This window comes from Chitinophaga sp. 22620, assembly GCF_052044405.1.
Taxonomy (GTDB): Bacteria; Bacteroidota; Bacteroidia; order Chitinophagales; family Chitinophagaceae; genus Chitinophaga.
In genome coordinates, this window is record NZ_JBQEMV010000004.1 from 702,205 (window position 1) to 716,412 (window position 14,208).

At 55.6% G+C, this 14,208-nt stretch carries 6 protein-coding genes; 1 reads left to right on the forward strand and 5 read right to left on the reverse strand.

Annotated features, from left to right (window positions below; all coding sequences use genetic code 11):
- Positions 1 to 3: 3 nt before the first annotated feature.
- From ACTJIK_RS22175 to ACTJIK_RS22185, 3 genes are read right to left on the reverse strand one after another with little or no spacing between them, the layout of a single operon-like run.
- Positions 4 to 897 carry a DUF5017 domain-containing protein gene (locus tag ACTJIK_RS22175; RefSeq protein WP_440649726.1) on the reverse strand — a complete coding sequence of 298 codons (894 nt, stop codon included), beginning with the start codon at positions 895 to 897 and terminating at the stop codon, positions 4 to 6.
- Positions 898 to 900: 3 nt separating this feature from the next.
- On the reverse strand, positions 901 to 2,490 hold the full coding sequence (locus tag ACTJIK_RS22180) for a RagB/SusD family nutrient uptake outer membrane protein (RefSeq protein ID WP_440649727.1): 1,590 nt from the start codon (positions 2,488 to 2,490) through the stop codon (positions 901 to 903).
- Positions 2,491 to 2,507: 17 nt separating this feature from the next.
- Positions 2,508 to 5,651 carry a SusC/RagA family TonB-linked outer membrane protein gene (locus ACTJIK_RS22185; protein WP_440649728.1) on the reverse strand — a complete coding sequence of 1,048 codons (3,144 nt, stop codon included), beginning with the start codon at positions 5,649 to 5,651 and terminating at the stop codon, positions 2,508 to 2,510.
- Positions 5,652 to 5,919: 268 nt separating this feature from the next.
- Between ACTJIK_RS22185 and ACTJIK_RS22190 the strand changes: the two genes are divergently transcribed.
- Positions 5,920 to 6,933, forward strand: coding sequence for a LacI family DNA-binding transcriptional regulator (locus ACTJIK_RS22190; protein WP_440649729.1), 1,014 nt, complete (start codon positions 5,920 to 5,922; stop codon positions 6,931 to 6,933).
- Between the two features lie 290 nt (positions 6,934 to 7,223).
- Here ACTJIK_RS22190 and ACTJIK_RS22195 read toward each other — a convergent pair whose 3' ends face one another.
- Both ACTJIK_RS22195 and ACTJIK_RS22200 read right to left on the reverse strand, forming a co-directional pair.
- The gene (locus ACTJIK_RS22195) at positions 7,224 to 10,124 is read right to left on the reverse strand and encodes a polysaccharide lyase family 8 super-sandwich domain-containing protein (protein WP_440649730.1); all 2,901 of its coding nucleotides are present in this window, start codon (positions 10,122 to 10,124) and stop codon (positions 7,224 to 7,226) included.
- Positions 10,125 to 10,241: 117 nt separating this feature from the next.
- Positions 10,242 to 14,153, reverse strand: a complete 3,912-nt coding sequence (locus tag ACTJIK_RS22200) for a two-component regulator propeller domain-containing protein (protein WP_440649731.1) — start codon at positions 14,151 to 14,153, stop codon at positions 10,242 to 10,244.
- Positions 14,154 to 14,208 lie beyond the last annotated feature (55 nt).

Consider the following 14,208-nt stretch of genomic DNA (forward strand, 5'->3'; position numbering starts at 1 on the left):
TTGCTATGGTGTAATGGTTAAATTGATCTCGCGGGTGAGGTACCGCTCGCCATTGTAACGAACGGCTGATCCTTCGAATACGACCTTGTAGTTGCCGGGTTTTGTATACACGTGAGCATATTCCCGTACCGCGGTGCTGACGTTCTTCAGCACTACGCCCACGTCGCGCTTGATATACCAGGGATTGAAGCCCTTGGTGATCACCCAGTCTTCGTTGTCATCGTCGTTGGCGCTGCCCGGGTGTTGCATCAGCAATTGCGTGCTGGTGACGCTCCATACAAAACCGGGATTTTTGAAATCCACCTTCATCCACCCGGCTGAAGCCATAGCGGCCAGCGGGGAAACAACGCCATCGGCGGATACATTATTGGCGGTGAAGGTACGCACTATCCATTGGTTCTGGCCCTGTGGCTTTTTGAAATCGGTATAACGGAAAGCCACGTAGATAAGCGCGGAATCCGCTTCGGGGCGCGTAAATTCTTTCAGGCTAAGCAGGCCGGACGGCGTTTGGTCCGTACCGGTGGAAAAGGTGACGCGGTCGCTGATATCCATCCAGGTGGCGGCTTTTACGGCATTCGTGTCTGCAACGCCGGTGAAGTCGTTGGACACCAGCAGCTGCAGGTTATCACGGATCACGCCGTAACGCACCCATGTTTTGAAGTCTATCTGCAGGTCGTTCGCGGCGGATGACCTGTTGCGGAATTCGTAGTTATGGCCGGGCTCGCCGGAATAAAATACAAGGTTGTCCGGGTTGCCGCTGAGGGAGAACCGTACGGAATCCCCGACCTTATAGCTCAGGGAGGCTGTCTGCACCTGGAAGTCCGGCACAGGTACTTTTTCTTTGGCACAGGCCAGCAGCAAAACGGCTGCTGCCATGGTATATATTACTTTGCGCATAAATTACCAGTTCGGGTTTTGTGTAACAAGATGGTTGACGGACAACTCTGTGGAAGGTATAGGGAAAAGGACATTCCTGGGCGTGGTGTTCTTCGCGGCGTTGGCGGAGTACTTATAATTTGTCGGCGCTTCCGCGGCGGCTTCTACGGCCAGCGACTGCATATTGGAAATAAACAGCCCCCAGCGAATGAGGTCATGCTTGCGCGCGCCTTCAAAGGCGAGTTCCCTGCCGCGTTCGTCCTGCAGCATTTCGCGGAAGCCGGTCTTGTCCAGCCCGGCGGGCACGTCTGCCACGGCATCGGGCATGTTCACCGGCTTGCCGTATCCTCTTCTTCTCACCATGTTGATGGCTTCATATGCTTCGGCATTGGGACCGTTCACTTCATTTTCCGCTTCCGCTTTCATCAGCAGCACATCGGCGTAACGCATCACTGGGAAGTTGGTAGGGCTGTAGCCCCTGCTTTTAGGTTTGAGCAGTTCATACTCCCTGCGCCATTTGCCGCAGGTGCGTTCGTACATCTGCGTGGCGGTATAAAAACTTTTAGTGGTGACGCCGTTGGTGGTAACGTATTTATACGGCGCAATAGCCCAATCCCTGCGCAGGTCGCCGTCGCCGTACAGCTTAAAGAGCCGTCCGGTGGGTTTCAGGGGCCCGTTGCTGTAGCCGATCACATCGTCCGGGCATTCTATACCGTTTTCGAGGCCCACGCGGCCCGCCAGCTGCACGCTGCCTAATTGGTTGCCGGTCATGCCCACTTCCCACAGGCATTCCTGCAGGTCGTATTTTTCTTCTGTATGATTGATGAAGATCTGCGCGTAATCGGGGTTCAGCGAATGACGGCCCGAGGCTATCACCTTATTGGCATAGGTAAGCGCATCTTCGTACCGGGCAACGTCTTTCAGCGGCTCGCCGGCCATGGTGAGGTATACCTTTGCCAGCACGGCCTGCACAGTTGTCTGGGTGATCCTTTCATTAAAAGCGTGTTTGCTGATGTCGCCCACCAGCGTTTCCGCCTGCTGCATATCTTTCAGTATCTGCGTATATACCTCGGCCACGGATGAACGGGGAAGATAAGTCTCCAGAGGCGATTTGGTGGGCGTGAGCTTCAGGGGCACGCCGCCGAAATTGTCCACCAGCAGGAAATAATAATAAGCGCGCAGGAAGAGGGTCTCGCCGTGGATCTCCTTCCGCCTGGTTTCGTCCATCTTGGGTCTGTCGATGTTTTCCAGCAGCAGGTTCGCCCTGTCTATACCAGAATAGAGCACTTCCCAGAACTTGTTGATATCGAGATGCCCCGCGTCAAAATCCATCACCCGCTGGTCGTTGATGCTGATGCCTTTGTAATAGAATTCATCGCTGATCACCAGGTAGCTGTACAGGCCGCGGGAATACATACGGCCAAACTGGTCTATCAGCCGGTTATACACCCCGGCCACGGCGCGTTCCATATCCGCTTCGGTATTGTAGAAATTATCCGGCGTTACAAAATCCTGCGGCTCTGTATCCAGGTAATTGCAGGCGCTGAAAATGCCGGAAGTAAGCGAAAGAAGTATGAGGATGCGTTTTAGCCGGTTTATGATGCGCTTGTTCATTTTGCACGTATTTAAAATTAGAAGGTAAGATCCAGTCCGAAGGTGATCGTTCTGGCTTTCGGATAGGCGGACCAGTCGAAGCCTGGCGTGAGCGCCGAAGGCCGCACGGACACTTCGGGGTCCAGACCCTTGTAATTCGTCCAGGTAACCAGGTTCTGCGCGGATGCGTACGCGCGGAGCGATTGGATATGCGCTCTTTTTAATATCCGCGCCGGCACGTTGTAACCGAGCGACACGGTTTTCAGTCGCAGGTAAGAACCATCTTCAATGACGCGGGAAGAATATACCAGCGGCCCCTGGCCGCCAACCCTGTGCAGCTCATTGCTCGGGTTGTCAGGCGTCCAGCGTTTCTCGTATGATTTGAACATGTTCAGGTAGCTCCTGGCCTCGCCGTACTCGAATACGATGCGGTTCGCGTTCAGCAGGTCGTTGCCATAGCTCCACTGGAAAAATACGTTCAGGTCGAAATTGCCGTAGGTGAAATTATTCGAGAAGCCGCCGGTATGGATGGGATTGGGATTGCCGATGATGGTGAGGTCTGTATTATCCACCTGCCCGTCCTGGTTGATATCCCTGTATTTAACGTCTCCCGGCTTTATGTTCGCGCGTGGCGAACCGTTGTTCGGTATATGTTCCTTCAGTATATAGCTGCCGTTGGGCTGCTTGTCGAAGTCGCTATACTGGTAAATGCCGTCGAACAGGTGGCCGTAGAACATGGCGATGGGATTGCCGGGCCTGGCGATGTGGGGATATGCGTTGTTGAAATTGCCCCAGGTGATGCGCGATAAATAGCTGGGCTCTCCTTCGTTGAGCTGCAGCACTTCGTTGCGGTTGAATGAGATATTAAAGTTGCTGCTCCAGGTAAATTTCTTCGTTTGTACGTTTACGGTATTGAGCGTGAACTCGAAACCTTCATTGGAAACGCGGCCCACGTTGCGGTAGCCGCTGAGGTAACCGGTGGAAGGCGCAAGCGTTGCGAACAGCAGCAGGTCTTTTGTGTTCTTTTTATAATAATCCGCGGTGACTTCAATCCGGTTTTTGAAGAAACCGAGATCGATCCCTATGTCCGTCTGCGCCGTGGTTTCCCATTTCAGCTTCTCGTTGCCCAGGTTGGCGGGAATGACGCCCGGCGTTACATTGTTGCCGTACACGTAGCCGGAGTGCGGATATTGCTGGAGGGCGGAAAGATAAGCAAAGTCATCTACCCGGTTATTGCCGGTGAGCCCGTATCCTGCGCGTATTTTGGCGTCAGACAGCCAGGTAATGCCTTTCATGAACGGTTCTTCCACCAGCCGCCATGCTACCGCACCGGAGGGGAAATAAGCCCACCTGTTGCCGTCCGCGAATTTGGATGATCCGTCGGACCGGAAAGAAAAGGTGAGCAGGTATTTGGAATCATAACCATAGTTCACGCGACCGAGGAACGACATCAGCTTGCTGCCTGACTTCACGGTGGGAGCGGTGTTGATGATGCCCTCATCCAGCCCGCTCATACCCAGCGATTCGTTGGGCACCTGGCTGGCGGTAAAACCGTAGCGGTAGAAAGATACCTCCTGCAAGGTGACGCCTCCCAATACATTCAGGTTGTGCTTTTTGTTGAATACGCGGGCATAGGTAAGCGTATTCTCATTCAGCAGGTTGGTGGTCTCTTCATTGCTAACCGAGCCGTTGATACCCTCTACGCTGCTTTTCGGATTGCCGGCGCGTGTGTTGGAATTGTTGAATATCTCCCGGCGCACGGCGCTTTTGGTAAGCCCGCCGGTAACACGCAGCGTCAGGTGCTGGATAGGCTTGTATTCCACGTAGGCGTTCGCGATAAGGGTGTTGCCGAAACGCGGGTTGTATTCATTTTTGTTGGAAACCACCGGGTTGATGCGGTACTCATTCATCGGGTCCACCGCGGGATCGAAGGGCTCGTCGATGATCACTTCATCTGTGGCGGCATCTCCCGTAACCGGGCGGTAGCCCCAGATACTGTACATCAGGCTGGATGTATTGCCCGAGGTGGTGGTATTGGCAAAAGTGCCGTAGGTTTTCGTGAAGGTATAGTTGAGGTTCACGCCCGCTTTCAGCTTGTCGGTCACGGTCTGGTCCAGCACCAGCCTGCCCTGGTAACGGTTGAACCCGCTGTTGATGATAATGCCGTCCTGCGAAAGCATGGAGCCGGAGAATGAATATTTCGTTTTGTCAGTGCCGCCGCGCAGCGCAAGGTTATGGCTTTGCATAAAGGCTTTGCGGAGCACCAGGTCCTGCCAGTTGATGCCTTTCACGTTCCTGTAATCCTCGAGCGTTTTGCCGTCTTTCAGGTACACGGGCGTGTACAGCGCGGAATTTGCCTCCAGTTGGAATTTCACGAACTCGTATGGGTCCATCATTTCCTGCTGCCGGGGGATCTTTTGCGTGCCCATCCATGTCTGGTACGAGACCACAGGCAGGCCAAGCTTTCCTTTTTTGGTGGTGATGATGATCACGCCGTTCGCGCCGCGGGCGCCGTAAATGGCGGTGGCGGAAGCGTCTTTCAGGATCTCGAAGGATTCGATCTCCGCGGGATTGATCACGTTATTATCCGGCTGTTCCACCGGGAAACCGTCTATCACGTACAGCGGGGAATTGCTTTGTGTAACGGAGTTGTTGCCGCGGATTACGATCTGCATGGCTGCGCCGGGCTGGCCGTCTACCGCGCTTACCTGCACGCCGGCAACCCTGCCCGCCAGCGCCTGGTCGAAGCTCGGCACGGGCGCCTTCTGCATATCTTCCACCTTTACCGCTGCCACCGACCCGGTAAGGTCTTTTCGTTTCACAGAGCCATACCCGATAATCACCACGTCATTCAGCCCTTTCACCGACGGTTCGAGGCTGGCATTGTAGACGGTGGCAGTGGGGCCAAGTTTCACTTCCTTGGTGTGAAAGCCTACGAAGGAAAAAACCAGCACGGCATCCGCCGCTGCGCCGATGCGGATGGAATATACGCCCGATTCGCTGGTCATGGCCTGGGCTTTACCGCCTTTCAGCACCACGGTAACGCCGGGCAGTGGCTCGCCCGTCATGTCTGTAATTTTGCCTGTAACCGTCCTGTTGGGCGAAGTAGCCGGCGTTTGCGCGAAGCCTGTGCCAATGGCGGTTATCCAGAGCAATAATGTAATCAGTATCTTAACATTCATACAACCGGTTGATTTTTAGAAGGAGATAAATGTGTGGTGAAGCGGGGAGGGAATGGATGCAACGTGGTATAAACAGGCGCCGGTCTGCCCGTGGTAAGCAACAGTTTTTTTCATACGTGTGGATTTAATGATACCAAAGATTGTAACTAACAGCAATTCCACGTATAAAAAAATGACGCATGGTAAATTGGGAACATTCCCAATTTACGGGAATGTTCCCAACAATGAAAATATTTCGTTCCTTAGCGGTACAATCAATCTTTAACGGATGAAACGGCACCAGGTAACCATCATCGATATTGCAAAGGAGCTGAACCTCTCCAAATCCACCGTGTCTCGGGCGCTCACCGGCCACAAAAGCGTGAAGCCGGATACCCGGCAGGCAGTGCTTGATCTGGCGGAAAAGCTGGACTACCAGCGGAATATGCTGGCCATCAGCCTGATCACCAAAAAAACGAATACCATCGGCATCATCGTCCCGGAATTCCACAGCTCCTACTTCCCCAAAGCCATCATCGGCGCGCAGGAAGTGGCCAGCAAAGCGGGCTATTCCACGGTTATCTGCCAGTCCGACGAAACGTATGAAACCGAAGTGGCCAATACGCGCGTGATGCTGGCCAACCAGGTAGACGGCATCCTGGTGTCTATCACCAAAGAAACGCGGAATTTCGACCACCTGAAAATATTCCAGCGCAAAGGCATTCCCATCGTGTTCTTCAACCGCGTGTGCGACGAAATGGATGTGCCAAAGGTGATCGTGGACGATTACGATGGCTCGTTCCGCGCCGTGTGCCACCTCATAGAACGGGGCAGGAAAAGGATCGCCCATCTGGCGGGGCCCTCGTCGCTCAAGATCAGCGAAAAACGGCTCAACGGCTACAAAGCCGCCCTCCGCAAGCACAATATACCTTTCGACGAGGAACTGGTGATCTCTTACGATCTGAATATTGATAAGGTGAAGATCTACGTGAACCACCTGCTAAACATGGAAAACCCGCCTGACGCTATTTTCGCGGTAAACGACCCGACGGCCATCGAGACCATACAGGTCATCAAAAAGCGCGGCCTGAAAGTGCCGGACGACATCGCCGTGGTGGGTTTCAGCAACGATTTCGTATCGGGCCTCATAGACCCCGCGTTAACCACGGTGGCGCAGCCGGTAAAAGAGATCGGCCAGGCTGCGGCGCAGTTGCTGATCGACCAGATCAACCGGGAAGTGGCGGATTGGAAAGCGATCATCAAAGTATTAAAAACGGAACTGATCGTGAGAAAATCGAGCTAATGCTGCGAATGTTTCTTGTAAATGTGGCATGTGGGTTATCTTGTACTAAAAGCGGCCATACTTGCCAATCGGCAGATATGGCCGTTTTATGTTGACCGAAGGTCCGTCATTGCGAGGAGCAGCGGGGGATTGTGACGGAGCCCCGACGAAGCAATCTCCCAGTACTGTGCAGATCAATCCAACGAAGAAGTTTGCTTCGTCGCCCCATGCAAGCTGGCGCGAGCCTGAAGCGCGGGCCGTGTGCCTGAGCTGACTTGTGCCCTGGTAAGCACTCAACTCAGATAATCATCTTACATCTTCACCACCTTCCTCACTTCCTGACCCTTCGGCCCGCTCAGCTGCAGCATGTACACGCCCGGCTGCACCCGGTCCAGCCTGATCTCGAACTGTGTTTTCCCTTCCAGCTTTTCCACTTTGATCACCCGGCCCGAAACATCGCGCAGCTCTGCTTTGTCGTACTGCCGGTCTGTTTGTATGCGGATGAAAGAAGCAGCAGGGTTAGGGAATATCCTTGTGCCGGAGGTTGTTGTTTCAGCGCCGGCGGGCTGCATTTTGGATAATAACATTGAACCCCCGCTATATACCAGCGCCGGACGCAAAGCGGCGTCGCCGGTTTCTTTTGAGCTGAAGGATACATCCGTCGTACTGCCGGTGCCGTTAGATACCACTTTGAGGGAAAGAATGCCGTCTGCCGACTGCTGCGCCAGCGCGATCCCGGTCACATCCCATTCCACGTAATTGCCTGCTGCCATGCCGGGCACGGTATCTATATTGGATGTGACGATAGGCATGTTGTTCCAGTTGATGCCTGTTTCGGTCCAGCTGTCGTTGCTGATATACTGCGCTATCCAGGGCACGCCGGCGGCGCCGCTATTGGCGTAGTTCACGTACAGGCGCAGCTTCACATCATCCGCGCCGGAAGGCAGGCCGGATATGTCGAATTTGAAAAACGATTCCCGCGTATAACCCACCGCGTCTTTTTTGATCACGAGAGAGGTGGCGGTTCCGTAATTGGTGGTGGCATAGGTGCTGCCGCTGCGCACGTAAGCGTCCGCAATGGCCGGGATGGCGGTAAGCGGCTCATACACCGGCGTGGAAAGGTTCACGGTATAGGTTGCCGTGGAACCGGCCAGCACACCGGAAGGCAGGTTTGCCGTAAGATGCCGCGTTTGCGGGATGTTCGGCAGGTTGAGATAGATGTTCACCGGCGCGGAAGACTGCGCCGGGTCCGCAACAGACACGGTTACGCTGGTGCTGCCCACGTTCTTCAGCATCACTGCGCAAGCCCTGTCTACGGTGATGGTCACCGAATCGTGCGTGAAAGTGCCTGCTTTGTAGAACACGATCTGCCGGATATTCAGCCCGGTATGCCGCACGGCCTGCACATCTGCCGAGTTGGCCTGGATGCGCACCTGCGTGGTATCGTATGTGGCCATGTTCTGCCCGGGCAGCACGTAATAGGCGTAACTGCCGCCGGTGGGCGCGGCGCCATGGTCGAACCAGAGCTTAAACACGTTCATGGTCTGTGTGGTTGTAGTGCCGCCGGTGTTGATGCTCTGCCAGGTGCCGGACTGTGCCTGGTTGCTTAGCTGTATGTTGCCGCCGTTAGGGAAATAATAGCTGATGCCGTTGTGGGACACCCATTTCAGCGTGTTGTTGAAACTATGCGCGCCGTCAGACAACGTGCTCTGCGCGCCGTTGGCAAACACGGTTACATTGCCGCTGAGCAGGCTTTGATTCACGGTGGTGTTGATGGGCTGCGCCGCGGTGGATTTCACATCCGCGCCGAGGCATACCACTTCGTTGTCAAAAAAGAACCAGGCCTTGCGCGCCTGCGTGTTGTAGTCGTTAAAAGCCAGCGCCGTTGCGCCATACAGCGAGTCGGACACGCCGCCGGAGAAAGAGGCCGTGCCGTAATTGCCGCCCCAGGCTGCACGCAGCGGGAGGGTGGTAAGGAAAGGCACGGTGGTGCCGGGTATCCGCGACCAGTCCCATACCGGGAAGATGTTGTGATATTCCGCGCCGCTCACGGTGATATTGGTAGCGCCTTCGGAGAGGTAATATCCTTTCAGGTTCTCGCCGTTGCCGTTCTCTGATTTGGAGGTGCGGGGCGATACGTTCCGCAGCCCGAAAAAGTAACCGGGCCGGTGATGGATGGTATAATCGGAATTCCAGTAATGCGTGTGCAGGGGAGTGATCATGTACGAAGGCGGCTGGCTGCCGTTGGCGCGGGCAATGGCGGCATCGTAGAAGGCTGTGTACGCGGTATCCAGGGCTTTCAGCTTGGTGAGCATGGCGGTGCCGCCCTGGGAAAGATTGTTGTTCCGGCTGATGCTCCGCCCGTTCACGCTGAAATCGATATACCGTGCGCGCATGACCTTCAAGTAGGCGTTGCGCATGAAATTGCTGAAAAGGGCCAGCTTGGTGCCGGACAAGGCCCAGGGCGTGCCGCGCAGGTAGGTGGCCACTTTTACCTCTCCGTCCACGAACACGGTGCCGTAGCCGTAGAAATACAATTGCGGGCCGTGCTGCTGGTAGCTCAGGTCGTGCCGGATTCCTTCCCCGGTGGTGAGCACAATGGGCAGGAAGGCCTCGGTAACGGCGGTGTTCATCAGCGTGGCATCCGCCGTGAGGCAGGCGCGGTACATGAAGTGGATGGCAATGTCCAGCTTGTTAGCGCCGGTCTGGGACGGGGGCCAGCCGCGGTTCATCTGCGCCAGCAGGTTGCTCTGCAGGGTGGCCGGCAGGGAAAGGGGAGCGATGTAGAGCATGATGAGGATCTCGCCGAGCCGCTGGGGATTGGAGATCTGGTTGTGGTACCAGTTCCAGCTCTGCGGGTCGGAGGTGTCCCAGTACTGCAGGCTTCGCGTGATGGCGTCGAAGAGCGTGGCGCTGTGGTAGTGGGTGCTGCTGGTATGGGTGTAGGCCAGCACGAAGGTCTTCACCCGGTTGATGTGTACATCCGCCGTGTAAGTGGTGGAACTGTACGCGTAGTTGACGTCCGGCCAGGACCCGTCAGTTTGCAGGGTGGCCAGGGTGCTGTTCACATTATTGTCCAGCGTGGTGATGCTGCCCGCTGTAGACAGCAGTTCGGCCCTCACCCTGTCCATCACAAGGGTATAGTCCGTTTGGGCGCCGGCGGTAAAATAAAGGGTACAGCAAAAGGAAAGAAGTAGCCATGAGCGTTTCATAGACAATGATTTTGGTGGAATTTTTACGTGGAAAATATGGTTTGCCTCCCGCACAAAACAAATCTAACGAACGCGTTGGGGCGCCGGGGTGAATTTTATAACTAAAAGGGGGGAAATTTATAATTCCGGCTCGCCGGCGAACTCCGTAGGGGTTTTCCCGAACTGTTTCTTGAACTCCCTGCTGAAATATTTCCGGTCGTTGTACCCGACCATATACGCCACCTCGTACACGGTATGCTGCTTTTTCCGGATCAGCTCGGCGGCTTTTTTGAGGCGCAGGGACTTTACAAAATCATTGACGGACATATTGGTGAGGGCTTTGAGCTTCCTGTACAGCACCGGCTGGCTCATGGCCACTTTCCGGGCCAGCATGTCCACGCCGAATTCGGGGTCGTCCATATGTTCGTCCACCAGTTGCGCCAGTTTTTCCAGGAAAGCGCTGTCGAGGCTGTTGGGCAGGCTCAGGGCAGGGTCTTCGGGTTCCCGGGCCTGCAGCTGCCGCCCGTACTTCTGCCGCATCTTTTCGCGGGAAACGAGCAGGTTGCGCACGTTCAGCTCCAGCACCCTGGTGCTGAAGGGTTTGGTGAGGTAAAGGTCGGCGCCGGTCTCGAGGCCGCTCACCTGGTCGTCCTGCGAGCTTTTGGCGGTGAGGAGAATAACGGGGATGTGGCTGGTGCGCTCGTCGGTTTTGAGGAGGTAACAGAAGCGCAGGCCGTCCATTTCGGGCATCATCACGTCGCTGATCACGAGGTCCGGGATCTGCGCGGTGGCCAGGGCCAGGCCTTCCGCGCCGTTCACGCTTTCCAGCACCTGGTACTGGCCGCTGAAGGTTTGCCGAACCAGCTCCCGCAGCTCCGGGTTGTCTTCCACGATATGGATGGTGAGCGGGCGGTTTTCTTCCGATGCGGCGGCGGGCTGGATATCTTCTTCAACAGCCGGTAACGGCATTATTTCCTGCTCCCCGTTTTTCCCGATAACGTGCTGAGTGCCGGCAAAATGCCGGCTGCCCTGCAGGAGGGTAACGGTGAAGCACGTACGCCCTTCGCGCCCGGCTGCGGGCGGCTCACTTTCCACGGTGAGCGTGCCTTTATGCAGCTCCACGATATTCCTGGACAAAGCCAGCCCGATACCGTACCCTGTGTTCTGGAACCCGTGATCGGCCACCTGGAAAAAATTGGTGAACAGCTTGTCCAGGTACTCCGGCGCGATGCCGCGGCCGTTATCGGTTACGGTGATGATGAATGTATTTTTATGCTGCGCCACATGCATGCTGATCCTGCCGCCTTCCGGCGTGAATTTGAAGGCATTGCTCAGCAGGTTGAAGAACACTTTGTCCAGCTGCTCCCGGTCGAAATAAACATCCGCCTGCTGCATATCGTGGCTGAAAGACGTTTTGATCTGCCGGCTCAGCGAAAGCTCGCGGAAGCTGGCGAAAATGTTTTGCAGGAAGGGAAGAAGGTCCTGTTCGGCCAATTGCAGCCTGAGATGATTGGTCTCGGCCTTCCGGAAATCCATCAGCTCGCTGACGAGCTTCAGCAGCCTGTCCGCATTGTTCCGCACGGTGTACAGCTGCTGCTGCATGGGATCGTCCTGCTTCAGGGTGCGGATCATCTTTTCCACCGGCGCCATCAGCAGGGTAAGGTGGGTGCGTATCTCGTGGGATACGTGGGTGAAGAAGTTGAGCTTTACCTGGTGAAGGTCTTCTTCTTTCAACAGCAATGCCCGCATAAAGAAGTAACGGGTGACGAGGAAAAAGAGCAAAGCCAGCAGCAGCGCATACCCGCAATAGGCCCACCAGGTACGCCAGAAGGGCGGCAGGATGGTGATCTCCATTTTGATGGGCGTGCTCCACACGCCGTCGTTGTTGGCGCCTTTCACCCAAAAAGTATAGCTGCCGGAAGAAAGGTTGGTATAGGTCACGGCCGGGTTGCCGGTCTCTATCCAATCGCGGTCCGCGCCTTCCAGCTTATAGGCGTAGCGGTTTTTGCTGCTTTTGATATAGTTGAGCAATGCGAATTCGATGGTGAACACTTCCTGGTCGTGGCGGAAGCGCAGCTTTTGCGTGAAGCCGATATCCTGTTTCAGCAAACCCTTGTTCCCGTTGATGCTCACCGGCTCGTTGAACAGCCGCAGGCCGGTGAAGCGGATGGGAGCGGTATACGTATTGGCCGCAATGCCCTCGGGGAAAAAGCTGGTGATGCCGTTGAAGCCGCCGAAGTACAGCTCTCCGCGGCTGTCTTTCAGGAAAGCGTTGTAGTTGAAGCCGTTGCCGGCAATGCCGTCGCTGGTGGTGTAGGTCTGGAAGGACTTTTTACCGGGATCGAATCTGACGAGGCCGTTGGCGGTGCTGATCCAGAGCTGGTGAAGGTCGTCTTCCAGCAGGCCCATCACGTTATTATGCGGCAGGCCGTTCTTTTCGGTGTAAAGTGTTTGCTGCTGCAGGTCCGGGCTGTATTGAATGAGCCCGCCGTAATAAAGGCTCACCCAGATATTGCCACGGGAATCTTCCTGGATAGCGTTAATGTATTTTGACAATACTTCCCGCAGGGGCCCGCCCTGGCTCATATACAGCCCCTTGATAGAGCCCGCCCAGTAACGGCCCCGGGAATCCTGGAACAGGTAACGGATGGAAGCGCTGGTGGCAGGGCCTGTGAACGTGGAATCGTTCAGCGGTGTAAGCTCAACGCCGTTGCGCCGCATAATATGCAGCCCGGTGTTGGAGCCGATCCAGAAGCGGCCCTGGTTGTCCTCCATCAGGTAGGTGATCTCCCGGGGGAAAGGGTTCGGGTCCTGCCGGTTATAAAAATATCTTTTAAAACGGCCGGACCCTTTTTCCAGCACATTCAGCCCGCCGCCATGCGTGCCGGCCCAGATGTTATGGTCCCTGTCTTCGTATACGATCTTGACAAGATTGGAACCTATGGTACCGGGATCGTCCGGCGAATGTTTATAATAGGTATAAGCGCCGGTCTGCCGGTCGTAATAGTTCAGCCCGCCGCCTTCCGTGCAGATCCAGAGGTTGCGCCGGTGATCTTCCAGGATGCAGCTCACCACATCGTTGCTGATGCCGGGCCGCAGCGCATTGTTCTGCCAGGTGGTGAAGGCCGTGCTGTACGAATGCACCATGTTCACCCCGCCGAAATAAGTGCCGATCCATATGGAGCCGTTATTGTCTTCAAACAGCGAGTGGACGGAGTTCTGTGAAAGGCTGTTCTTGTTGCCGGGATTGTACTGATAAGCCGCCACGCGCATGGTCACAGGGTCTATCACGTTCAACCCTTCCTGGGTGCCGGCCCACATTTTACCTGCTTTGTCGCGGAGGATGCTGCGCACGAAATTATGCGCCACTGCGGGTTGCATGAGATGGGTGAAGGTATTGGCGGAGGGGTCGTAGATGTTTACGCCGGCGTATTGCGTGCCGATCCAGATGCGGCCGTAAAGGTCTTCGGCAACGGAAGTGATGTAATTCATACCCAGGCTGCCCGCGTTGCCCTCTTCGTGCTGAAAGGTATCGAAATGAAACTGGCCGCCGCTTTCGCGGAGGCGGTTCAGACCGTTGTTGGTGCCGATCCAGATGTCGCCCCGCTTGTCCTGGCAAATGCTGCGCACAGCGTAACCGGCGAGGTGCCCCTCGTCTCTGGAGAACTTGCGGAAGTGGCTCAGCGAATCGGTCTGCATGTACAACCCGCTGCTGGCGGCTACCCACAGCCTGCCCTTCCTGTCTTCAAAAACGCAATTGACATTTTCCTGCCGCCCGGGCGTAAGCACGATCCTTTCGAATGCGTCCTTTTCGGGAACGTACCGGCACAGGCCCACGGCGGTGCCTACCCATAATGTTTTGTGCGAGTCTGTATAAATGGAAAGGATAAGGTTTTCGGAGAGGCCGGTGGTATCGCCCTGCCGGGCCTGGTAGGTGCGGAACCGCTGCCCGTCGAACCGGTTGAGGCCGTAACGCGTGCCATACCACATAAAACCGCGCGCGTCCTGCGCAATGGCCAGCACGGAATTGTGAGACAGTCCATCTTCCACCGTCAGGTGATTAAATGCGATGTTCTGCCCCCTGGTTGTAGTAAACGCGAGTAAA